Source organism: Acidovorax sp. LjRoot66, assembly GCF_964253305.1.
Taxonomy (GTDB): domain Bacteria; phylum Pseudomonadota; class Gammaproteobacteria; order Burkholderiales; family Burkholderiaceae_C; genus Acidovorax.
Genome location: NZ_CAXUQU020000001.1, coordinates 6,552,149 through 6,573,460 on the forward strand (window position 1 = coordinate 6,552,149; position 21,312 = coordinate 6,573,460).

Genomic DNA, 21,312 nt, shown 5'->3' on the forward strand with positions numbered 1-21,312 from the left:
TCACCAGCACTTCCACGGCGCCTGGCCGCTCTGCCAGAGCTCTTCGAGCAGGCTCTTCTCGCGCAGCGTGTCCATGGGCTGCCAGAAGCCATGGTGCTCGAACGCCATCAGCTCGCCATCGCGCGCCAGGCTCTCCATGGGTGCCGACTCCCAGGGCGTGGCATCGCCATCGATACGCTCCAGCACCTGCGGCGACAGCACGAAGAACCCGCCATTGATCCAGCCGCCATCGCCACGCGGCTTTTCGACAAAGCCCCGGACCCCTTCCCCCCGGCCATCGCCGTCGCGCACCAGCGCGCCATAGCGACCGGGCGGCAGCACCGCCGTCACCGTGGCCAGCTTGCCATGCGCTGCATGGAATGCGAACTGCGCGGCCATGTCGAGGTCGGCCACGCCATCGCCATAGGTAAAGCAGAAGGGCTCATCGGCGCTGAGGTATTCGCGCACCCGCTTGAGGCGCCCGCCGGTCAGCGTGGACTCGCCGGTGTCCACCAGCGTCACGCGCCAGGGCTCGGCATGGCGGTGGTGCACTTCCATGCGGTTCTCGGCCATGTCGAAGGTCACGTCCGACATGTGCAGGAAGTAGTTGGCGAAATACTCCTTGATGATGTAGCCCTTGTAGCCCAGGCAGATGATGAAGTCGTTGACGCCATGGGCGGCATAGGTCTTCATGATGTGCCACAGGATGGGCCGCCCGCCGATCTCGATCATGGGCTTGGGACGCAGGTGCGACTCTTCGGAGATGCGGGTGCCAAGGCCCCCCGCCAGCAGGACAGCTTTCATGGATTACAGCTCGGTGAATCCCTACGCCGCAGCACGCTCAGCGGAGCTGAGCAAAGGCATGGGCTTTTCAGAATGCAAGGACTATAGCGGCACACAGCAGTGGTTTGAACAGCCCCTCGGCGCCCGTTCCCACAGACACAGCTCAGGCGCATCGCGCCTGGTCATCGCACCACTTCTGGAACATCTGTTCATAGGCAGCCTCCACATCGCGGGCAAAGCCGGCTTCGTCCATCAGGGCAGAGTCCCGTATTCTGGGCCTCAGTTCCGCGCGGATCTGTGCTAGCCGGGGCAGATCGGAGGCCAGCAAGACCAGCTTGTCGACGTATTCCTCCTCGGTCCTTGCAATCCACTGTGGGTACCCAACGGCGGTCAGGAGAGACGCCCCCAGCGTGCCCATGCTGGGGGTTCCAGCCAAGGAAACAAAAGGCAGTCCCATATACAACGACTCGATCAGCGTGGTGCCAGAGTTCTGTGGAAAGCAATCGAGCGCGATGTCCATTCCTCTGAGCACATCCCAAGGTGGGCTTTGGAAGCCCATACTGATGCGGTCACGCTCGATGCCCAGCGCCTCAAAGCGCTGGAACCATTGCTCGCGCACCTCGGGCTGGCTGAAATTGCCACTGTTTATCTCCAGCCGCGATCCTGGCACGCGCTGAAGCAGCTTGGCCCAGGCCTGAATGACCCGTTGATTGAGCCGCACGGCACGTGTAAGCGTTCCAAAAGTAACATGGCCTCTGGACAGCGCAGGCAATTCGCTGACATGACCCATCTCGGGATTGGGCCGATAGACCACTGAAGAACGGGGCAATCGCCAGGGTGTTTCGGAAAAGAGATTTTCGTACCCCACTGGCACGATCACTTCATCCGTCAGGTAGTAATCGATAGCCGTGAGCCCCGTGGTGTAACCCGAATCGAGCCAGTGCAGCGACACCGGCGCCGGCTTGCGGACAAACGCGCCCAGCCGGTGCCCGCGCGTCTGGCCGGCAATATCGACCAGCACATCGATGCCATCTTCGCGGATGCGGGCTGCCAGTTGGTCGTCGCTGAGGTCCCGGGTATCGGTCCAGTGGTCGAAATAGGTGCGGTATCGGTCCGTTACCTCGTCTTCCAGCTCGTACAGGCCGCTGTAGGCGAACAGTTCCACGCGGTCGTGGGAATGGTTGGCCAGCAAAGGTTCAAGAAACTGCCGGCAGGCATGGTTGCGGAACACGGGCGCCACGTAGCCCACGCGCAGACGCCGGTTGGCATGGGGCTCGTTGGCGTGTGGGCGACACACATGGCGATAGGGTTCGCCGAAATGCTGATTGAACCGCTGGTAGGCAGCAAACCGCTCCAGGGGGTCGAGTTCCGGGATGCAGTTCGCCACAAAGAGATAGGAGCTGTGGGCGGAGGAGTCTGCAGGGTCTAGGTCAATGGCGTCGCGCAGCACCTCCAGCGCTTCAGTAAGGCGCCCCTGGTCCTTGAGCAGCATGCCCAGGCTAATGCGCGCCTGCAGGTGCTGCGGCTGGATGGTGATGGCCCGGCGCGTGCACTGCTCTGCCTCGGCAAAACGGTTCATTTCGCCCAGCAGGATGCTGAGGTTGATGAGCACGCCGACGTCTGTCCCATCGATATCGAGCGCGCTGCGGTAGGCCTGCTCTGCCGCCTGGAGCCGGGCCTGCCCGCGCATGACGATACCCAGATTGAACCAGCCTTGCTTGAATTTCGGAGCATGGCCCACCGCCTGGCGCAGCAGGATCTCGGCCTGCACGAGATCGCCCCTCAACGACAGGGCCAGACCGTAGTTGCTCAGCATGTCCACGTCACCGGGGTCCAGGGCCAGCGCCCGCTGCATGGGCTCGATCGCCTTGTCCCGCTGCCCCACGCGCATCAGTGCAGCGCTCAGCGACTTCCAGCCCATGGTGCACTGCGGGTACTGGCGGGTCATCTTGCGGCCCATGCGCAACACCGCCTCGAATTGCTCTTCATCGAACAGGCGGTTGATCTGCGCAAGTTGCTCCTTGGGAGGCATGCGCCCGAACACGGGGCGCGCCGACCGGGCGCGCTCCATGGCGACGGCGACCAGCCGCTCCACCATTTCGCCAGCGGCGTCGCCAGCCAGACCGGCGCGCAGGGCATCTTCCAGAACCCCGCCAGCCAGAGCGGCTTCGCCCGCCTGGATGAGCGCATCCACCAGGCTCACCCAGTATTGCCGCTCCTTGGGGTTGGCCTGCAGGGCCGCCTGAAAGAAAGGCACGCTGGCCAGGAACTGGCCGCACTCGACCGCGATGGCGCCAAGATTGTGGTTCGCGTCGGCGTGGCCGGGATCCAGGCTGAGCACGGCCCGGTACAACTCTTCCGCCTGGGGGTAGTTGCCGCCGCGGTGGCACTCGATGGCCAACGCCATGCTGCGCTCCATCAGCATCTGCACCGGGGATGCCGCCAATTCCAGTTGCGCGTCCTCCTGCCCGGCACTCATCTGGCCTGCTGGCTGCGGGTTTTCTGTCGTCATGGTGTCGGTCATTGGCATCAATATTGGGCCCGGGGTTCCAAAGGTACCCCGCTGCCGCCCAGCATAAACACCCTGGGCCGCTTCCTAAATCGGGAAAACCAACGTAAAAACCACGCTACCGGCCCAACTGCTGAAGTGGTGGGTGCTTTACCGCTTGCTCATGGGACCGGTTCAAGCACAATCCGATACAGTCAATCACGCACATGGCCTTGGCCGTGTCCTAACCGCAACAGCCCAGTCGCCCGTCTGGCGCCCGCCAAAACAAACTGAATCAGCATGTTCGTCATCATTGGCTACGTCGTCAGCATGGTCTGCATCTTCGGTGTGTACATCGTGCACGGCGGGAATATCCAGGTGATCCTGAAGGCCCTGCCGTTCGAACTCATCACCATCGGCGGCAGCGCCATGGGCGCCTTCGTGGTGAACAACCAGCCCAAGGTGCTCAAGGCCACGCTCAAGGCCGTCCCGGCCGCGCTCAAGGGATCAAAGTACACCAAGGCGCGCTACATGGAGCTGCTGGCCATGCTGTACGACATCCTGCAAAAGGCCCGCAAGGAGGGCCTGATGGCGATCGAAAAGGATGTGGAAGCCCCCCATGAGTCGGAAATCTTCAAAAAATACCCCACGGTGGGCACTGACCACCATGTGATCGAGTTCACGACCGACTACCTGCGCATGATGGTTTCGGGCAACCTCAACTCCCACGAGATCGAGGCCCTGATGGACAACGAGATCGACACCCACCACCAGGAGGCCCACGCCCCGGTGGCGGCCATTGCCCGGCTGGCCGGCGCCCTGCCCGCCTTCGGCATCGTGGCCGCCGTGCTGGGGGTGGTGAACACCATGGGCTCGGTGGGACAACCGCCCTCGGTGCTGGGCGGCATGATCGCCTCGGCTCTGGTGGGCACCTTCCTGGGGATCTTGCTGGCCTATGGCTTCGTGGAGCCCCTGGGCGGCCTGATGGAACAAAAGACCGAAGATGCCGCCAAGGAATTCCTGTGCATCAAGTCCACGCTGCTGGCCAGCATGCAGGGCTACAACCCCGCCACCGCCATCGAATTCGGCCGCAAGGTCTTGTTCTCTACCGACAGACCGACCTTTGCCGAGCTTGAAGGGCATGTGAAAGGCAAGAAGTAAGCCCGCACTACCATGGCAGAAAAAAAGCTCCAGCCCATCATCATCAAGCGCATCAAGAAGGGCGGCCATGCCGTCCATGGCGGCGCCTGGAAGATCGCCTATGCCGACTTCGTGACGGCAATGATGGCCTTCTTCCTGCTGATGTGGCTGCTGGGCTCCACCGCCAAGGGGGAGCTGCAGGGCATTTCTGCCTATTTCAGCTCCCCGCTCAAGGTGGCCATGACCGGCGGGGATGGCGCCGGCAACAGCTCCAGCGTGATCCCGGGCGGCGGCAACGATCTCTCGAAGGTGCACGGCCAGGTACGCCGCTCCGACTCCGACCCCGACAAGGACCGCCGCGCCAGCATCGACAACGCACGTGCCGAGCGCGCCAAGCAGGACCAGGAACGCATCAAGGCGCTGCAGGCCAAGATCGACGCCCTGATCACCGAAAACCCGCGCCTGAACGAATACAAGTCCCAGATCCGCATCGATGTCACGCCCGACGGGCTGCAGATCCAGATCGTGGACGACCAGAACCGCCCCATGTTCGACAGTGGCAGTGCGCTGGTGAAACCCTATATGCGCGACATCCTGCGTGAAATCGGGGCCGCGCTGGGCGGGGTGGAAAACCGCATCAGCCTGGCTGGCCACACCGATGCCGTGCCCTATGGCAACAGCGAGCGCGGCTACAGCAACTGGGAGCTTTCGGCCGACCGGGCCAATGCCTCGCGCCGCGAGCTGGTGTCTGCCGGCATGCCCGACGGCAGGTTGGGCCGCGTGGTGGGATTGGCCGCCAGCGATCTGCTCGAACCCACGAATCCGCGCGCACCCGCCAATCGCCGTATTACCATCACGGTGCTGACCCGCGAGGCCGAAGAACGCCTCATGGGCAAGGGGACTCCTGCGGCGGCAAGCCCTCCTGCAGAGCTGCCGACGGAAAAGCGCGAAAATCCAACGCCTGGCGGGTGATCGTTACGACTTGTCACCAAACCTGCCACACTTGACAATACAACCAGCCTATTTCGACCGAAAGGGTCCCACGTGACCACAGCCCTTCGCTTCTTGATCGTTGACGACTTCTCCACCATGCGGCGCATCGTCCGCAATCTGCTCAAGGAGAGCGGATTTGCCGATGCAGACGAGGCCGAAGATGGCGTCGCCGCACTGAACAAACTGCGCAACAGCAAGTTTGACTTCGTGGTGACGGACATCAACATGCCCAACATGAACGGTTTCCAGCTCCTGGCGGAAATCAAGAAAGACGACAAGCTCAAACACCTTCCGGTGCTGATGGTGACCGCCGAAGCCCGCAAGGAGGACATCGTCGCGGCCGCCCAGGGCGGGGCAGCCGGTTACATCGTCAAGCCCTTCACCAAGGCCACTCTGGAAGAAAAGGTCCTGCTGATTCTCAAGAAGATGGGGCTGTGACGCCATGGAAACCCCTGACACCCCCCCTGGTGAGCCCACGGCCGAGGTCCACCACAAGATCGGCCTGCTGACCCGCCAGCTGCACGATTCGCTCAACGAACTGGGCTACGCAGACAAGCTGCGCGGCTCCATGGGCGAGTTGCCCGACGCCCAGAGCCGCCTGTCCTACATCGCCCGCCTGACGGGCGAGGCCGCAGAAAAAGTGCTCACCCGGGTCGAACAGGCCAAGGCACAGCATGATTTCATCGCCGCCGAGACACGCCGCGTAGTGGCCTCGCTGGTCAAAGACCCTGTGGCTGCCGTGGCCAAGGGCGAGATCATGAACTTCCTGACCGACGTGGAACGCGTCACCATGGAAGCCGATACGCACCTGACCGAAATCATGATGGCGCAGGATTTCCACGACCTCACGGGCCAGGTGATTGCCCGGGTGGTCAATCTGGCGGCCACCATTGAGGAGCAACTGGTCCAGTTGCTGATCCAGACTGCCCCGCCCACCGCCAACGTGCCCGCCGCGCTGGTGGAGGTTCCGCGCGAGCACCTCGCCGGCCCCGTGGTGGACCCGGAAAACACTGCGGACATCGTGACCGACCAGTCCCAAGTGGACGACCTGCTGGCCAGCCTGGGTTTCTGACCCTCCCCTCGACTGGCGTGGCACCGCCCGGCGGCGCATCAGCGCCCGCCATGCAGCGCATGGCATGCGCTCGCGCTCTACACAGTGCGGCCCTGTAGCAAGGTACGAGGGAAAAGGGCCCCGCAGCCGCCCTTTATCCGTCTTTAGATTTCCGGGTCGCTCACGACAATGGCAGGACACAAGTTGTCACGCCATCATGGAATCCAGCCAAGAAAAAAGCCTACCGGCGTCCGAGCGAAAGCTGCAGAAGGCACGCACGGACGGACAGGGTGCGCGTTCACGCGACCTGTCCCACCTGGCCATTCTGGGTGCGGGCGGCGCCGCCATGCTGGTCTTGGCTCCAACGCTCATGGAGCACCTGCAGCAGGCGCTGGCCCACCAACTGGTGTTCAACGCCAGCATCGTGATGGCGCCCGCCACCATGGTCGATCGCATGCAGACCATGGTCATCGTGGGCCTGGTAGCCAGCACGGTGTTCGCGCTGCTCACCAGCGGCGCCGCGCTGCTCAGCGCCATCGGTGCCGGCGGCTGGATCTTCAGCATGAAGCCCATCAGCCCCCAGTTCAACCGCCTGAACCCCATCTCCGGGGTGGCGAACCTGTTTTCCAAGCAGCAGATGGCCAACGTGGCGAAGATGGTGCTGATGACGGCCATCATCTCCGCCGTGGCCTGGCACTACATGTCGGGCAGCATCGAGCGCGTGGCCATGCTGGTGCTGCAGCCCTCGCCCATGGCGATCCGCCACATGTCCGAGTGGCTCACCTCCGGCGTCAGCCTGATGCTGCTGGTGGTTTTTCTGGCAGCACTGATCGACGTGCCGCTGCAGTCGTACTTCTTCAAGGCGCGCCTGAAGATGTCGCACGAGGAAGTCAAGCAGGAACACAAGGAATCCGACGGTGACCCGCATACCAAGGGCCGCATCCGCCAGAAGCAGCGCGAGATGGCGGACGGCGCCAGCGTGGCGGCGGTTCCCAAGGCGGATTTCGTGGTGATGAACCCCACCCACTATGCCGTGGCCCTGAAGTACGACGACAAGACCATGGCCGCCCCGCAGGTGATCTCGCGCGGCACCGACCTCACGGCCATGCGCATCCGTGACCTGGCCCGCGCCCACGACGTGCCGGTGCTGCAGTCCCCCATGCTGGCCCGCGCGCTCTACGCGCACGCCGAGATCGACCAGGCCATCCCCGCCACCCTGTACGCCGCCGTGGCCCAGGTACTGGCCTATGTGTACCGCCTCAAGGCCGCTCTGCGCGGCGAAGGGCAGATGCCCGACGCGCTGGTTGAGCCTTTCGTTCCTCCTGAGCTCGATCCGCTGAACAAGACGTCTTCCACCGTGCAAGGCACCGCCCCATGAACAATTCCGTGAATTACCTTCGGCTGTGGGCGGGCAAGAACACATCGGCCCTCCAGGGCATGTCGGCACCGCTGCTGGTGGTGGCCATTCTGGCGCTGATGGTGCTGCCCATCCCGCCGTGGCTGCTGGACACCTTCTTCACGCTGAACATCGCCGTCGCCCTGATGGTGATGATGGTCTCGGCCTACATGATCCGGCCGCTGGACTTTGCCGCCTTTCCCTCGGTGCTGCTGCTCACCACGCTGATGCGCCTGTCGCTGAACGTGGCCTCCACCCGGGTCGTATTGCTGGAAGGCCACACCGGCCCCGGTGCCGCCGGCGCCGTGATCGAGGCCTTCGGCCACTTCCTGATCGGCGGCAACTTTGCCGTGGGCCTGATCGTGTTTGCCATCCTGGTGGTGATCAACTTCGTGGTGATCACCAAGGGCGCCGAGCGCATTGCCGAAGTGTCGGCCCGCTTCACGCTGGATGCCATGCCCGGCAAGCAGATGGCGGTGGACGCCGACCTCAACGCCGGCCTGATCGACGAGAAGGAAGCCAAGCGCCGCCGCGCCGAAGTTGGCGAGGAAGCAAACTTCTTCGGCTCCATGGACGGTGCCTCCAAGTTCGTGCGCGGCGATGCCGTCGCCGGCATCCTGATCCTCTTGATCAACATCATCGGCGGCTTCGCCATCGGCGTTCTGCAGCACGACCTCACCGCCAAGCAGGCCGCCGACAGCTACATCCTGCTGGCCATCGGTGATGCGCTGGTCGCCCAGATCCCCGGCCTCTTGATCTCGGTGGCCGCTGCCATGGTGATCTCGCGCGTCGGCAAGGAACAGGACATGGGCCGCCAGATCGTGCAGCAGCTGTTCATGTCGCCCCGCGTGCTGGGCGTCACGGCCGGCATCCTGATCCTACTCGGCCTCATCCCCGGCATGCCGCACCTGGTGTTCCTGATCACCGGAACGCTGCTCGGCTACTGGGCCTGGACGCTCTACGAGCGCCAGCAGGTGCCCGAGGAAGTGGCCCCGCCGCCCCCCGTGGCCGCCGATGGCGAAGCCACCTGGGACGACCTGCAGCCCGTGGACCTGCTCGGCCTGGAACTGGGCTACCGCCTGATCACGCTGGTGGACAAGAGCCGCCAGGGCGACCTGCTGACCCGCATCAAGGGCGTGCGCCGCAAGTTTGCGCAGGAAGTGGGCTTCCTGCCCCCTGCCGTGCATGTGCGCGACAACCTCGAACTCAAGCCCAGCGGCTACCGCATCACGCTGCGTGGCGTGGTGGTGGGCGAAGGCGAGGCCTTCCCCGGCATGTTCCTGGCCATCAACCCCGGCGGCATCACCACGCCGCTGATCGGTACCCCGACCACCGACCCGGCCTTCGGTCTGCCCGCGCACTGGATCGATGATCGCCAGAAGGAAGCGGCGCAAATGGCCGGCTTTACGGTCGTTGATTCGGAAACCGTGATGGCGACGCATTTGTCACACTTGATGCAAGTGCAGGCAGCCAAGCTGTTGAGCCGCACCGAAACGCAGCAACTCGTGGAACACGTCGCCAAACTGGCCCCCAAGCTCATCGAAGAAGTCGTCCCGAAAATGGTCTCCATCGCCACGTTCCAGAAAGTCCTCCAGCTGCTGCTGGAGGAGTCTGTGCACATCCGCGATATCCGCACCATCATCGAGACCCTGGCCGAGCACGCCGGCGGCATCTCCGACCCCGTGGAACTGGCGCGCCGCGTACGCATCGCCCTGTCGCCCGCCATCGTCCAGCAGATCTACGGCCCGACGCGCGAGCTCAACGTCATCGCCATCGAACCCGGCCTGGAGCGCCTCTTGGTGCAGGCCCTGGGCAACACCGCCAGCCCGGCGCTGGACCCTGGCGTGGCCGACATCCTGACGCAGAAGGCCGCCGAAGTGGCCCTGCGCCAGGAGGAGATGGGCCTGCCCGCCTGCCTGCTCGTTCCCGACCAGATCCGCACTGCGATCTCCCGCCTGGTGCGCCGCGTGGCGCCCCGCCTGCAGGTCCTTGCGCACAGCGAAATCCCTGAGACCCACACCATCCGCATTGGGCCCATCCTCAAAGGTGCATCATGAACATCAAACGCTTTCACGCTGCTACGTCCCGTGAAGCACTGGCCAAAGCACGCATGGCCTTTGGCGAGGGCACACTGATCCTGTCCAACCGCCCCACCGCCAACGGCGTGGAGGTGATGGCCACCGCCGAGGACACGCTCTCGTCGCTGGACAGCGCCGCGGCGGCCAGGCAATCGAGCGCGCCCTCCCCCCTGGCACAGGCCAGCCAGCGCCAGCAGCTGCAACAGCAGCCGCCACGCGCTGCGCAGCCGGCCGCTGCGGCCCACCGCAACCCGGTGGAGGAAGACACCGAGCAGTTGGCCATGAGCACCCTGTCCTTCCAGGACTATGTGCGCGAGCGCATGCTGCGCCGCCGCCACGAGGCCATCAGCGGCCCGTCCGACCCGGTTCCCATGATGGAGCGCAGCCGCGACCGTGCCGCTGAGCTGGCCCGTGAGCGTCCCGCCGCCCAGGTGGCCCGCCACAACCCGCTGCGCTCGATCCCCATGGACCTTGCAGAGCCCGCGCCCCGCAAGCAGCAGCAGCGCCAGGAAGCCCCCTCGCTGTCGAACGCGCAGGTGAACAACCAGCAGAACCTGATGAGCGAGCTGCACTCGATGAAGGAGCTGATCGAGGACCGCTTCAACACGCTGGCCTGGCTGGGCCAGGCGCGCCAGAATCCGATCCAGTCCAACCTGATGCTGAAGATGATCCGCGCCGGCTACTCACCCGCCCTGGCCCGCGCCGTGCTCGAGCGCATGCCCGAGGAACTCTCGGCCGCCGAATCCGTGCGTTGGCTCATGGAGGTGCTGGAACGCAACCTCAAGACCGACACGGATGCCGCGCCCCTGTACGAGCAGGGTGGCATCTTCGCCATGGTGGGCTCCACCGGTGTCGGCAAGACCACCACCACTGCCAAGCTGGCCGCCTTGTGCGCGCGCATCCATGGCCCCGGCAGCGTGGGCCTGATCACCCTGGACACCTACCGCGTGGGCGCCCATGAACAGCTGCGCACCTATGGCCGCATGCTGGGCATCGTGGCCCACCTGGCCCACGACCGTGCAGCACTGCAGGACCTGCTGGGCCTGCTCAGCGGCAAGAAGATGGTCCTGATCGACACCACCGGCGTCGCCCCACGCGATCCGCGCAAGCGCGACATGCTCGACGTGCTGGACCTGCCCCACGTCAACCGCCTGCTGGTGCTCAATGCCGGCTGCCACGGCGACACGCTGGACGATGTGCTGACCGCCTTCAAGACCAAGGGCTCGCAGCAGGCCATCCTGTCCAAGGTGGACGAGGCCGTGAAGCTGGGCCCCTCCATCGACGCCCTGATCCGCCACCAGATGGTGCTGCGCGGCGTGACCAATGGCCAGCGCGTGCCCGAGGACTGGGAAGCGGCCGATGCCCACCAGCTCATCAGCACCTCGATGCGCGCGCCGGTCAAGTCGCCGTTCGACCCCAAAGCCAGCGACCTGAATTTCTTCTTCTCGCATTCACCCGAATTGGTAACCGACAGGGGGTTGGTCGATGCTTGATACCGGCTTTCACCAGGCTGCGGGGCTGCAAAGCCTCACCCCGCAGACCGAACTGCGCGTGCTGGCCGTGGCCAGCCAGGAACAGGCCGGCAGCGGCCTCGAGACCCTTTGGCAGATCTGCGCCAGCCTGCAGCGGATGGGCTACCCGGTTGTGGTGCTCGACGCCACGGGCTACGAGACCGACGAGTCCCCGGGCCTGTACCACCTGCTGCGCCGGGCACCCTGGCACGACGGCATGGACCAGGGCGCCGCAGCCTCCTCCCTGGCGGTGATCCCCGCCGCTCGGGGCCTGTGGCAGATCAGCCGGGCCGACCGCCCGGCGCATGTCTCGCCGCTGCAGGACATCCAGCCCTACGTGCGCGCCTACAGCATCCTGGTGCTGCACGCCCCACCTCCCCTGCTGGGCCAGTTGCTCACCCACACCCGGACCATGCCGCTGATGGTGATGGAGGGCGCCGCAGCAGGCGTGCTCACCACCTACAAGAGCTTGAAGCAGATGGCCCAGCACACCGGCCTGTCCTGCACCGTGGCGGCACTGTTGCGCGGCTCGGGCACGGCCGAGCGCCGCAAGACCCTTGCCGCATTGCAGACATTGCAGGACTGCGCCGAGCGCCACCTGGGCGGTCAGGTGCACACTACCGCCGTCTCCACCCAGAATCCCCAGGACCTGCAGCGCCTGGCCTTGCAACTGCTGGAAAACGCGGGCACCATCAATGGAACGATGGCGGCTGCAGCTGCAATTGCATCCAGCAATTTTGCTGGTATACCTGCAGCTGCACATCTTCTCCGGAGCCACTGATCTGATGTACACCGCCAAAGGCCAGCTCGATCGTGATGCGATGATTCGCCAGCACGTGCCCCTGGTACGGCGGATCGCACACCACATGATCGCCAAGCTGCCTCCCAATGTAGAGCTGGACGATCTGATCCAGGTCGGCATGATGGGCCTGGCGGAAGCACTTTCGCGCTACGAGGCCGCACAGGGCGTGCAGTTCGAGACCTTTGCCACCCAGCGCATCCGCGGCGCCATGCTCGATGAGCTGCGCGAAGGCGACTGGATGTCGCGCAGTTCGCGCAAGAGCCAGAAGGACATCGAGCAGGCCGTCAACCGGCTGGAGCAGCGCCTGGGCCGCAGCCCGCTCGAATCGGAGATCGCCAGCGAGATGGGCATGGCCCTGCCCGAATACCAGAGCCTGCTGGGCCGGGTGCGGGGCACGCAGCTCGTGTACCTGGAGGACATGACCCACAGCAATGACGACGATGATGGCTTCCTCGACCGCCATGTGGGCGACGAGGCAGCCAACCCGCTCGAAATGCTGCGCGACCACCGCCTGCGCTCGGCGCTGGTCACGGCCATCGAGTCACTGCCCGAGCGCGAACAGCACATCATGGGCATGTACTACGAGCACGACATGAATCTCAAGGAGATAGCGGCCGTGCTCGGGGTCACCGAATCCCGTGTGTGCCAGCTGCACAGCCAGTCGATCGCTCGCTTGCGGGCGAAGATGCGCAGTCACTAGGGCCTGTTCACACTGATTTCGGGGTCGCGAAGGCCCTTGCCGGCGTGCCAATCTAGGCGCGCGACGCAGCGTGTGCCCTTGCACACGCAAGGAGCGCAACGACGAGTGGCGCGCCGGCAAGGGCCTTCCCTTCGGGTTGCCCGGCCTGGGGGCCGTCTGCGGCGTTGCCCGCGCTTGCAAGGTGCACCCCTTGCTGCGCACGGGCGCCTTGCATCCAGCCCCCAGGCCGGGCAACGCGATCCCCGAAATCAGTGTGAACAGGCCCTAGTACATCCCCCTGAGGCGCTGACGCGCCTTCACCCCTTCTCTCGAATTACTGCGTAATTCGGGAAGGGGGACGCAGCCAGTGCGGCGGGGCGGCCCTTGCACGGCTGCCCTGGTATGGGGCAGCGCGCTATCCACGGGTTTGCCCTGGCGCTTGCGCGCCATTCAGGGCAGCGCCTATGTACTAGTACAAAAAAGAATCGTGGCCATACAGCGCGACTTTGCCGCGCGCCGATCAGCCGGCCGAGCGGTAGATCTTGGCGATGCCGGCGGCTTGTTGCTTGCCGCCCAGGCCATTGCCGTAGGTGGCATTGGCAGAGCTGTCCTGGGACGGGACGAGCACGGCGGTCTGGCGGTCGGTGATGGCAGCCAGGCGGGCCAGGCTTTCGCGGTGCACCACCAGGGTGGCGGCGATGGCGTCCATGCGGGCCTTGAGGGCGGGGGTGATGCTGCTCACCTGCTGGCGCGACAGGTCCAGCGCATACGAAAAACGGGCTGCAGTGTCGCGCAGCCCGGTGCTTGCTTGTTCGAGGGTGGGGGCATCGGCCTTGAGCAGGGCGGCAGACACCATCTCGATGTGCTGCTCGACGGCCTGCAAGGCGTCTTCCAGAGGCGTGGTCACGGCTTGTCCTGGTGAATGCGGACCGGTGACGCCTGGAAGAAAGGGGTCACGCTAGCCGCGCGAGCGGGAAAAAATCTCTTGGGCGTTGGCCAGCAGCTTGTCGGCAATCGCGCCGGCGCTGACCGTGAACGTGCCCTTTTCAATGGCTGCACGCACCGCCGCCACCTTCTTGGTGTCGAAATCGCCCGAGGCACGGCCCGTCTGGTCCAGGGCACGTGCTGCGGTGGAAACCGTCACAGGCACGCCAGGGGCCGGGGCAGCCGCAGTGCCCGTTGCCACTCCTTGGGGCGTAGCAGGGGCTGCAGCGGGGGCCTTGGCCTGCTTGGCCTGCCCCGTTTGCGCCAGTGCGCCCGGAAGTTCCGGTGGTTGACCTATCTTCATCGCCTTCTCCAGCGCTCCGATGACACGGAGCTCGTAGCAATGTTTTCGACCCTTTGGCGCTGGACTTTAGCTATTTATGCAGGCGGGATGAATCAAAGGGTAACGTCAACCGTCCCATTTTCACCCACAATACCAGAGATGGTACGGCCATTGTCCATGCGTACACGCACAGTCTGCCCTACGGCGCCCGCAGAGAGTGCCTGCCCTGCCGAGGTTACCGCATAACCCGGCCCTTGCGCCACCACCCGCACCTGGGCGCCGGCCTTGAAAATGCTCGGTGCACGCACCATCGGCTGGCGCAAGGCCTGCCCTGCCACCAGGGGGCGTGAGGCGATCTGGCCGACCCACTGGTCGGGATTGGCCACGATGGCGGCCGCATCGGCCGCCCAGTCCACCTCGGCCTCGGTGGCGTCATTGGCGCTCAACACGGCACCGGAGGACACATTGCCCGTCAGCACCCACGCCGGACCCCAGGCCTTGACCGTGACGGGCAGGAACACGTTCCAGGCGGTCTGCCCTTCCACGCAGCGCAGGCCCAGCCGGGTGCGGCCCCACAGGCGCGAACCTGCCGGCAGATAGGGCTCGACCCGGGCGCAGGGGGCCAGGCGCAACCGGCTGTCCAGCGCACCAATGCTCACCTCCATGCGCAGCGGCAGGCCGGCAGGCTGGTTGCGCGTGATCGCATCGTCCAGCCAGCGCTGGGTCAGGGCGGGCAGGTCTGCGGCGGGGTCGGCCACTGCCTGGGCCTGGGCCATGCCAGCGGCCAGCACGCAGGCCAGTGCGACCAGCGCGGTGCGGCCGGCCGTGGACAGGGATGGGAATGCTGATGCCATGGGGCGCCTCCTGGTACGTCAGTGCGGCCCTGCGACACGGTGCAGGGGCCATTTCACGACCATCACTGTAGGCCCCCTGGCCGCCGCCGAACCCCCGAACTGCGGCCCCAAACGCGGGCTCTTCGCGCTTTAGAAAATCCGGGCGGTTTTCATAATCGAGCCACGCCAGAAAACCGTTTTTGCTGGCGCTTTCGCAACCTGGACGTGAGGCAGACATGCTTGACAAGATGACCAACCGGCTGGACTTCCACGGCAACGCACTGATCCTGCGTGCCGAGCGCCAGCGCGCCATCGCCAGCAATATTGCGAATGCCGATACCCCCGGCTACGTCGCACGCGACTTCAAATTCTCCGACGCGCTGAGCAACGCCACGGGCGAGCGCTCCTCGTTCACCGAATCGCCACACCGCCTGTCCACGACCACGCTGGGCAGCTCCGGCTACACCAGCGAGCGGCCCACGGTCACCATCGGCACCGATCCGCGGCACATCGCCGCCTCCTCTGCCGACCCGGGCACTTCGGCCGAGCTGGGGAGCAAGGGCAAGTTGGCCTATTCCGTGCAGACCCAGCCCAGCCTGGACAACAACTCGGTGGACCTGGACCGCGAACGCGCCGCCTTCGTGGACAACGCCGTGCGCTACGAAGCCACGCTGCGCTTCATCAACGGCAACGCCAAGACCATGCTCAGCGCCATCCAGGGCCAGTAAGCCCCATAGCGATAGAAGAGGCACCCCACCATGTCCATGTTCTCCATCTTCAACGTTTCGGGCAGCGCCATCAGTGCGCAGTCCCAGCGCCTGAACGTCGTGGCCAGCAACCTGGCCAACGTCGATGCAGTGGCCGGCCCCGACGGCAAGGCCTACCAGGCCCGCCAGGTGGTCTTTCGCACCACCAACATGGGACAGGAAGGCTCAGACGGCGTGCGCGTGAGCGCCATCACCGAAAGCAATGTGCCCGGCCGCAAGATCCACGACCCCAGCCATCCTTCTGCCGATGAGCAAGGCTACGTGACCCACTCCAACGTGAACGCCGTGGAGGAGATGGTGAACATGATTTCAGCGTCGCGCTCGTACCAGAACAACGTCGAGGTGATGAACACGGCCAAGTCACTTCTGCTCAAGACCCTGCAGATGGGCCAGTAACCCCGGGAGACCCTCGCCATGATCCTCAGCGCCACCAATGCCGCCACCACCGCCGACACCGCCAATGCCAAGGCGACCGCGGCCAACGACCCTGCGGCCTCGCAGGACCGGTTCCTCAAGCTGCTGGTTGCGCAGCTGAACAACCAGGACCCGATGAACCCGCTGGACAACGCCCAGATGACCTCGCAGATCGCACAGATCAACACCGTCACCGGCATCCAGCAGCTCAACACCACCATGCAGAGCATGGCCGCGCAGTTCAACTCGCTGCAGGTCATGCAGGGCACGACCCTGGTCGGGCGCAACGTGCTGACCGAAGGCACGGGCATGACCGTGGCCGATGGCGTGGGCAAGGCCGGTTTCGAGATTCCGTACGCCGCCACCAAGGTGCAGGTGGAAGTCGTGACGCCCGGCGGCCAGGTGGTCGATACCCTGGACCTGGGCCCCAAGGACCAGGGGCGCCACAACTTCGAATGGGATGCGAGTGCCTACAAGGGCAGCACTGCGGGCCTGCAGTTCCGCGTCAAGGCGGTCAATGGCGCCACCACGCTCGAATCCACGGCCCTCACCCTGTCCAAAGTCACGGCGGCAGGCGCCACCGACGGCCAACTGGTGCTCACGCTGGCCAACGGCAAGAACATCAACTACAGCCAGATCAAGTCGCTGGTCTGACGCCCCAACCGCCCACTCTTCACTGAACACGCCCCCTCCAAGGAGAACACCATGAGTTTCCAGCAAGGCCTCTCCGGCCTGAACGCCGCCAGCAAAAACCTCGATGTGATCGGCCACAACATCGCCAACTCCAACACCGTGGGTTTCAAGGCATCGCGTGCTGAGTTTGCCGAAATGGTGGCCAATGCCATCGGCTCGGCTGGGGGCTCCAACGCCGGCATCGGGGTGGAAACCGCCAACGTGGCCCAGCAGTTCACCCAGGGCAACCTGACCATCACCGGCAACAGCCTGGACGTGGCGATCAACGGCAACGGCTTCTTCACGCTGCAGCTGCCCGACGGCTCCTCGGCCTATACCCGCGCCGGCAATTTCAAGCTGGACAAGGTGGGCAACATGGTCACCAACGACAACGCCAAGGTGATGGGCTACCCCATCGACCCCGCCACTGGCCTGCGCTCGGGCACCGACCCGATTCCCATGGTGTTCCCCACGTCCGAACCCATCCCCGCCAAGCAGACCACGAAGATCACTGCGGCCTTCAATCTGGACGCGCGCGCCACCGACGCCGCTGGCGACCCGGCCGCCACACCACCCGTGCCAGCCACCCCGCGCGCCACCTACGGCACATCGATCAACGTGTTCGACAGCCAGGGCGTGGCCAAGCCGGTCAACCTGTACTTCCAGAAGACCGCCACGGACAACACCTGGGACGTGTACGACACCCTCGACGATCCCACGGCCGTGCCGCCCGTGGTGGGCACGGCCATCGGCCAGATCACCTTCGACAACAACGGCGTGATCACCGGCCCGGCCGCCACGCCGCCGGCCACCGGCTTCTCGCTGGCGCTCAGCGTGAACCCCACACCGCCCAACCCGAACAACCTGCCCGCCTACAACGTGGACGTGAACCTGGACGACGTCACGCAGTTCGGCCGCAAGTTCGCCGTGTCCGACCTGTCCCAGGACGGCTACACCGCAGGCGACCTGACGGGCATCAATGTCGAGAACAACGGCATGATCATGACGCGCTACTCCAACGGCGTCACCCGCGCCGAGGGCCAGATCGCGCTGTCGAGCTTTCGCAACACCCAGGGCCTGGCCTCGGTGGGCGGCAACAACTGGGTCGCCACCTTCGAATCGGGCCAGCCGGTCACCGGCACGGCCACCGACGGCAACTTCGGCGCCCTGCGCTCGGGTGCGCTGGAGGACTCCAACGTGGACCTCACGGCCGAGCTCGTGAACATGATGACCGCGCAGCGCAGCTACCAGGCCAACGCGCAGACCATCAAGACACAGGACCAGATCATGTCCACCCTGGTGAACCTGCGCTGATCCAGCGCATGACCTCCTGACCGCAGAGAAACGCCATGGACCGCATCATCTACACCTCCATGACCGGGGCCAACGCCGCTGCCCACCGGCAGGCGGTTCTGGCCAACAACCTGGCCAACGTGTCCACCAACGGCTTTCGCGCGGAGATGTCCACCTTCCGCTCCGTACCGCTGCAAGGCGACGGCTCCACCACGCGCGTGTTCGCGCTGGAGGCCACCTCGGGCCACGTGGACACGCCCGGTCCCGTGCAACGCACGGGCCGCGCCCTGGATGCCATGCCCATCGGCAAGTCCTGGTTTGCCGTGCAGGGCCTGGATGGCGTGGAGGCCTACACCCGCAACGGCGGCCTGGAGGTCTCGCCCACAGGTGCCCTGCTCACCAACACCGGCCTGCCCGTGCTGTCCGACGGCGGCGGCCCCATTGATGTGCCGCCAGGCTCGGAGGTCTCGCTGGGTTCGGACGGCACGCTCACCGCCAAGACAGCAGGGCAGCCCCCCGCTGCCATCGGCCGCCTGAAACTGGCCACGCCCACCCCCGAAGACCCGCTCAAGCGCGGCGATGACGGGCTGTTTCGCACCACCTCTGGCGACCCGCTCCCCAACGACGCCAATGCGCGCCTGCTGGCAGGGGCCATCGAGGGCTCCAACGTGAACGCGGTGGAGACCATGGTCGGCATGATCGCCGCCTCGCGCCAGTTCGAGCAGCAGATCAAGATGCTGCAGACCGCCGAAACCAATGACAAGGCCGCCAGCCAGCTGCTGAGCATCAACGGCTGACCATCCCCATAAGCGCAAGGAAACGCCATGATCAACTCCCTGTGGATTGCCAAGACCGGCATGGAAGCCCAGCAGACCCAGCTGGACGTCATCTCCCACAACCTGGCCAATGTGTCCACCACCGGGTACAAGCGCGCCAATGCGGTGTTCGAGGACCTGATCTACCAGAACCTGCGCCAGGTGGGCGCCCAGACCACCGAGCAGAACCAGTTGCCCACCGGCCTGCACCTGGGCCTGGGGGTGCGCACCGTGGCCACCGCCCGCAACTTCATGCAGGGCAGCATGCAGCAGTCCAACAACAACCTGGACGTGGCCATCAAGGGCAACGGCTTCTTCGAGGTCACGCAGCCCGACGGAACCATCGGCTACACCCGCGACGGCTCGTTCCAGCTCGACTCGCAGGGCCGCCTGGTGAACTCCAGCGGACTGCCGATTGCCAATGGCATCACCGTGCCACCGAATGCCACCAGCGTGACCATCAGCGCCGAAGGCGCCGTGTCCGCCACGGTACCGGGCAACACCGCACCGCAACCCCTGGGCAACCTCGCCATGTCCACCTTCGTGAACCCAGGTGGCCTGGAGCCGCGCGGGCAGAACCTGTTCATCGAAACCGCCGCATCCGGCCAGCCCCAGCAGGGAACGCCCGGCACCAACGGCCTGGGCACCGTCATGCAGGGCTACCTCGAAACCTCCAACGTGAACGTGGTGCAGGAGCTGGTGACCATGATCCAGACCCAGCGCGCCTACGAAATGAATTCCAAGGCCATCCAGACCTCGGACCAGATGCTGGCCAAGCTGAGCCAGATGTAAGCAGACAGGCCACAAGCCCTTGCGCCAGGACCCTCGCCATGACATTCCTCTCCACCTTGCACCACAGCGCCCGCACCCGTCTCCTTGCATGGCCGGCCCTGGCCGCCGCCGTGCTGAGCGCAGGCTGCGCCAGCATGTCCCCGCCCCCCCCCGTGGACATCCTGCCCACCGCGCCGCCGCCCCTGGCCATGGCGCCGCGCACGCCACCGCCAGTCACCGGCGGCCTGTTCCACACCGCCAGCTACCGCCCCTCGTTCGAGGACCGGCGTGCACGCCTGGTGGGCGACAACGTCACCATCCAGATCGTGGAGAACGTGACGGCCAGCCAGAAATCCTCGTCCACCGTGGACCGCACCTCCAAGGTCAGCAGCGGCGTGACGGCACTGCCGTTCACCGGCCAGAAGTTCACCGACAAGCTGGGCGTGGGGGCCAACTCGGAAAATGCTTTTGAAGGCAAGGGCGGCACGGAGAGCGCCAACACCTTCCAGGGCTCGATCACGGCGATCGTCATCGACGTGCTGCCCAATGGCCATCTGGTCGTGGCCGGCGAAAAGCAGATCGGCGTGAACCAGAACGTGGATGTGCTGCGCTTCTCCGGCACGGTGGATCCGCGTGCCCTGCAACCCGGCTCCATCGTGGCTTCCACCCAGGTGGCCAATGTGCGCGTGGAATCGCGCGGGCGCGGCGCCCAGGGCGAGGCCCAGGTCACCGGCTGGCTGGGCCGCTTCTTCAACACCGTGACACCGTTCTGATACAGAATGTGACCAAACGCATGCGACCTGCCCCGACCAGGGCAGGCGGCGCAGCGCCCCTTTCGCATTCAGACCCGAGGTTCACGATGTCTTTTTTCCGCAGCTTCCTGGCCTGTGGCCTCACGGCCCTGGCCGCTGCATTCGCGCCAGTTGCCCAGGCGCAGCCGACCACCTATGCCTACTCCGTGGCGCTGACACTGGCCGCGCCCAAGGGTTCGGCTTCCGAAACCGCCTCCAAGAACAAGACCCTGCCCGCAGGCATCAAGTTCTCGCCCTGCGAAGCCACGGCACTGGACCAGTTCGCATTCACCATCAAATACGACGCCGGCAAGGCTGCGGTGGGCACCACCCCGGGCACGCTGCAGAACGTGTATGTGATCTTCCACCGGGACGGCAGCTTCGTCTTTCCCCTGGTGCGCTCGCCGCTGATCACCACCGGCGCCATCTTCAAGGTGTACGTGGCACCCGGCAACATCCAGACGACGGACGCCTACACCGCCGTGTCCGACAACCTGGGCGGGGCGCAGACCGAGGTGATCCTGGGTGGCAACCTCACGCTGCACGGGCTGGACTCCGGCGTCTGGCTGGTCACGGCCATCATCGCGCCGGCCGCCACGGTGAACTTCGACGATCCGCGCACCTGGAGCGCCTGGGACACCCTGCCATTCATGCTGCGCAAGCCCTGGAAGGGCTTCACGAACAGCTATTGCGAGTGATTCGCAGGGGCCTGCCAAAGCCAGGCAGCGCAGGCGGACGGGTGCGAAAAATGTAACCAGGCCCCTCTTCCAAAAGGCGGGTGAATGCGCC

22 protein-coding genes are annotated in these 21,312 nt (G+C 65.2%); 17 read left to right on the forward strand and 5 right to left on the reverse strand.

All coding sequences use genetic code 11. The annotated features are described in order from the left end of the window. A complete protein-coding gene (rfbF, locus tag ACSQ3Y_RS30695; protein ID WP_436179900.1) occupies positions 1-783 on the reverse strand; it encodes a glucose-1-phosphate cytidylyltransferase in 783 nt (260 codons plus the stop codon). Between the two features lie 142 nt (positions 784-925). Beyond that, positions 926-3,286, reverse strand: a complete 2,361-nt coding sequence (locus tag ACSQ3Y_RS30700; protein WP_436179901.1) for a tetratricopeptide repeat protein — start codon at positions 3,284-3,286, stop codon at positions 926-928. A 264-nt stretch (positions 3,287-3,550) separates the two neighbouring features. On the opposite strand from ACSQ3Y_RS30700, the gene motA reads away from it, so the two are divergent. The 9 genes from motA to ACSQ3Y_RS30745 all read left to right on the forward strand — a co-directional run bounded on the left by motA (position 3,551) and on the right by ACSQ3Y_RS30745 (position 12,921). Then, positions 3,551-4,411, forward strand: coding sequence for a flagellar motor stator protein MotA (gene motA, locus ACSQ3Y_RS30705; RefSeq protein WP_436179902.1), 861 nt, complete (start codon positions 3,551-3,553; stop codon positions 4,409-4,411). A 12-nt stretch (positions 4,412-4,423) separates the two neighbouring features. Continuing rightward, on the forward strand, positions 4,424-5,362 hold the full coding sequence (motB, locus tag ACSQ3Y_RS30710) for a flagellar motor protein MotB (protein WP_057268659.1): 939 nt from the start codon (positions 4,424-4,426) through the stop codon (positions 5,360-5,362). A gap of 72 nt (positions 5,363-5,434) precedes the next feature. Next, positions 5,435-5,821, forward strand: a complete 387-nt coding sequence (cheY, locus tag ACSQ3Y_RS30715; protein WP_057204094.1) for a chemotaxis response regulator CheY — start codon at positions 5,435-5,437, stop codon at positions 5,819-5,821. 4 nt (positions 5,822-5,825) lie between these two features. Beyond that, positions 5,826-6,455 (forward strand): protein phosphatase CheZ, encoded by a 630-nt coding sequence (locus ACSQ3Y_RS30720; protein ID WP_057204093.1) that lies wholly within the window; start codon positions 5,826-5,828, stop codon positions 6,453-6,455. 196 nt (positions 6,456-6,651) lie between these two features. Further along, complete coding sequence (locus tag ACSQ3Y_RS30725; protein ID WP_057204092.1) at positions 6,652-7,812, forward strand: EscU/YscU/HrcU family type III secretion system export apparatus switch protein; 1,161 nt, start codon at positions 6,652-6,654, stop codon at positions 7,810-7,812. Next, positions 7,809-9,887, forward strand: a complete 2,079-nt coding sequence (flhA, locus tag ACSQ3Y_RS30730) for a flagellar biosynthesis protein FlhA (RefSeq protein ID WP_436179903.1) — start codon at positions 7,809-7,811, stop codon at positions 9,885-9,887. The genes ACSQ3Y_RS30725 and flhA overlap by 4 nt, the downstream gene beginning before the upstream one ends. Then, positions 9,884-11,401 (forward strand): flagellar biosynthesis protein FlhF, encoded by a 1,518-nt coding sequence (gene flhF, locus ACSQ3Y_RS30735; protein WP_057204090.1) that lies wholly within the window; start codon positions 9,884-9,886, stop codon positions 11,399-11,401. The genes flhA and flhF overlap by 4 nt, the downstream gene beginning before the upstream one ends. Continuing rightward, on the forward strand, positions 11,394-12,200 hold the full coding sequence (locus ACSQ3Y_RS30740; RefSeq protein WP_057204089.1) for a hypothetical protein: 807 nt from the start codon (positions 11,394-11,396) through the stop codon (positions 12,198-12,200). The genes flhF and ACSQ3Y_RS30740 overlap by 8 nt, the downstream gene beginning before the upstream one ends. Before the next feature lie 4 nt (positions 12,201-12,204). Next, a complete protein-coding gene (locus ACSQ3Y_RS30745; protein WP_057204145.1) occupies positions 12,205-12,921 on the forward strand; it encodes an RNA polymerase sigma factor FliA in 717 nt (238 codons plus the stop codon). A gap of 499 nt (positions 12,922-13,420) precedes the next feature. Here ACSQ3Y_RS30745 and ACSQ3Y_RS30750 read toward each other — a convergent pair whose 3' ends face one another. From ACSQ3Y_RS30750 to flgA, 3 genes are all read right to left on the reverse strand, one after another. Beyond that, a complete protein-coding gene (locus tag ACSQ3Y_RS30750) occupies positions 13,421-13,807 on the reverse strand; it encodes a hypothetical protein (RefSeq protein WP_082604314.1) in 387 nt (128 codons plus the stop codon). Positions 13,808-13,858: 51 nt separating this feature from the next. Beyond that, positions 13,859-14,188 (reverse strand): flagellar biosynthesis anti-sigma factor FlgM, encoded by a 330-nt coding sequence (flgM, locus tag ACSQ3Y_RS30755; protein ID WP_057268657.1) that lies wholly within the window; start codon positions 14,186-14,188, stop codon positions 13,859-13,861. Between the two features lie 92 nt (positions 14,189-14,280). Beyond that, positions 14,281-15,021 carry a flagellar basal body P-ring formation chaperone FlgA gene (gene flgA, locus ACSQ3Y_RS30760; RefSeq protein WP_436179904.1) on the reverse strand — a complete coding sequence of 247 codons (741 nt, stop codon included), beginning with the start codon at positions 15,019-15,021 and terminating at the stop codon, positions 14,281-14,283. A 215-nt stretch (positions 15,022-15,236) separates the two neighbouring features. Here flgA and flgB point away from each other — a divergent pair, with 215 nt between their 5' ends. The 8 genes from flgB (at position 15,237) to ACSQ3Y_RS30800 (ending at position 21,221) form a co-directional block, all read left to right on the forward strand. Further along, entirely contained in the window at positions 15,237-15,728 is a 492-nt protein-coding gene (gene flgB, locus ACSQ3Y_RS30765; protein ID WP_057204086.1) for a flagellar basal body rod protein FlgB, read from the forward strand. Between the two features lie 30 nt (positions 15,729-15,758). Beyond that, entirely contained in the window at positions 15,759-16,163 is a 405-nt protein-coding gene (gene flgC, locus ACSQ3Y_RS30770) for a flagellar basal body rod protein FlgC (protein WP_057204085.1), read from the forward strand. Between the two features lie 18 nt (positions 16,164-16,181). Next, positions 16,182-16,835, forward strand: coding sequence for a flagellar hook capping FlgD N-terminal domain-containing protein (locus ACSQ3Y_RS30775; RefSeq protein WP_179683281.1), 654 nt, complete (start codon positions 16,182-16,184; stop codon positions 16,833-16,835). A gap of 51 nt (positions 16,836-16,886) precedes the next feature. Then, entirely contained in the window at positions 16,887-18,167 is a 1,281-nt protein-coding gene (flgE, locus tag ACSQ3Y_RS30780) for a flagellar hook protein FlgE (protein WP_179683280.1), read from the forward strand. 35 nt (positions 18,168-18,202) lie between these two features. Further along, on the forward strand, positions 18,203-18,943 hold the full coding sequence (locus tag ACSQ3Y_RS30785; RefSeq protein ID WP_057204082.1) for a flagellar basal body rod protein FlgF: 741 nt from the start codon (positions 18,203-18,205) through the stop codon (positions 18,941-18,943). Between the two features lie 27 nt (positions 18,944-18,970). Further along, the gene (gene flgG / locus ACSQ3Y_RS30790) at positions 18,971-19,753 is read left to right on the forward strand and encodes a flagellar basal-body rod protein FlgG (protein WP_057204081.1); all 783 of its coding nucleotides are present in this window, start codon (positions 18,971-18,973) and stop codon (positions 19,751-19,753) included. A 38-nt stretch (positions 19,754-19,791) separates the two neighbouring features. Beyond that, complete coding sequence (locus ACSQ3Y_RS30795; RefSeq protein ID WP_057204080.1) at positions 19,792-20,505, forward strand: flagellar basal body L-ring protein FlgH; 714 nt, start codon at positions 19,792-19,794, stop codon at positions 20,503-20,505. A gap of 86 nt (positions 20,506-20,591) precedes the next feature. Further along, positions 20,592-21,221, forward strand: coding sequence for a hypothetical protein (locus ACSQ3Y_RS30800; protein WP_436179905.1), 630 nt, complete (start codon positions 20,592-20,594; stop codon positions 21,219-21,221). Positions 21,222-21,312: the final 91 nt, after the last annotated feature.

Bases quoted from the DNA above. Each gene is read 5' to 3' on its own strand.
- ACSQ3Y_RS30700 (WP_436179901.1), bottom strand. From the start codon at position 3,286: ATGACCGACACCATGACGACAGAAAACCCGCAGCCAGCAGGCCAGATG.
- flhA (WP_436179903.1), top strand. From the start codon at position 7,809: ATGAACAATTCCGTGAATTACCTTCGGCTGTGGGCGGGCAAGAACACA.
- flgM (WP_057268657.1), bottom strand. From the start codon at position 14,188: ATGAAGATAGGTCAACCACCGGAACTTCCGGGCGCACTGGCGCAAACG.
- ACSQ3Y_RS30720 (WP_057204093.1), top strand. From the start codon at position 5,826: ATGGAAACCCCTGACACCCCCCCTGGTGAGCCCACGGCCGAGGTCCAC.
- ACSQ3Y_RS30745 (WP_057204145.1), top strand. From the start codon at position 12,205: ATGTACACCGCCAAAGGCCAGCTCGATCGTGATGCGATGATTCGCCAG.
- flgB (WP_057204086.1), top strand. From the start codon at position 15,237: ATGCTTGACAAGATGACCAACCGGCTGGACTTCCACGGCAACGCACTG.
- ACSQ3Y_RS30795 (WP_057204080.1), top strand. From the start codon at position 19,792: ATGACATTCCTCTCCACCTTGCACCACAGCGCCCGCACCCGTCTCCTT.
- flhF (WP_057204090.1), top strand. From the start codon at position 9,884: ATGAACATCAAACGCTTTCACGCTGCTACGTCCCGTGAAGCACTGGCC.
- ACSQ3Y_RS30800 (WP_436179905.1), top strand. From the start codon at position 20,592: ATGTCTTTTTTCCGCAGCTTCCTGGCCTGTGGCCTCACGGCCCTGGCC.
- ACSQ3Y_RS30775 (WP_179683281.1), top strand. From the start codon at position 16,182: ATGATCCTCAGCGCCACCAATGCCGCCACCACCGCCGACACCGCCAAT.
- flgA (WP_436179904.1), bottom strand. From the start codon at position 15,021: ATGGCATCAGCATTCCCATCCCTGTCCACGGCCGGCCGCACCGCGCTG.
- flgG (WP_057204081.1), top strand. From the start codon at position 18,971: ATGATCAACTCCCTGTGGATTGCCAAGACCGGCATGGAAGCCCAGCAG.
- motA (WP_436179902.1), top strand. From the start codon at position 3,551: ATGTTCGTCATCATTGGCTACGTCGTCAGCATGGTCTGCATCTTCGGT.
- motB (WP_057268659.1), top strand. From the start codon at position 4,424: ATGGCAGAAAAAAAGCTCCAGCCCATCATCATCAAGCGCATCAAGAAG.
- ACSQ3Y_RS30740 (WP_057204089.1), top strand. From the start codon at position 11,394: ATGCTTGATACCGGCTTTCACCAGGCTGCGGGGCTGCAAAGCCTCACC.
- ACSQ3Y_RS30725 (WP_057204092.1), top strand. From the start codon at position 6,652: ATGGAATCCAGCCAAGAAAAAAGCCTACCGGCGTCCGAGCGAAAGCTG.
- ACSQ3Y_RS30785 (WP_057204082.1), top strand. From the start codon at position 18,203: ATGGACCGCATCATCTACACCTCCATGACCGGGGCCAACGCCGCTGCC.
- rfbF (WP_436179900.1), bottom strand. From the start codon at position 783: ATGAAAGCTGTCCTGCTGGCGGGGGGCCTTGGCACCCGCATCTCCGAA.
- flgE (WP_179683280.1), top strand. From the start codon at position 16,887: ATGAGTTTCCAGCAAGGCCTCTCCGGCCTGAACGCCGCCAGCAAAAAC.
- flgC (WP_057204085.1), top strand. From the start codon at position 15,759: ATGTCCATGTTCTCCATCTTCAACGTTTCGGGCAGCGCCATCAGTGCG.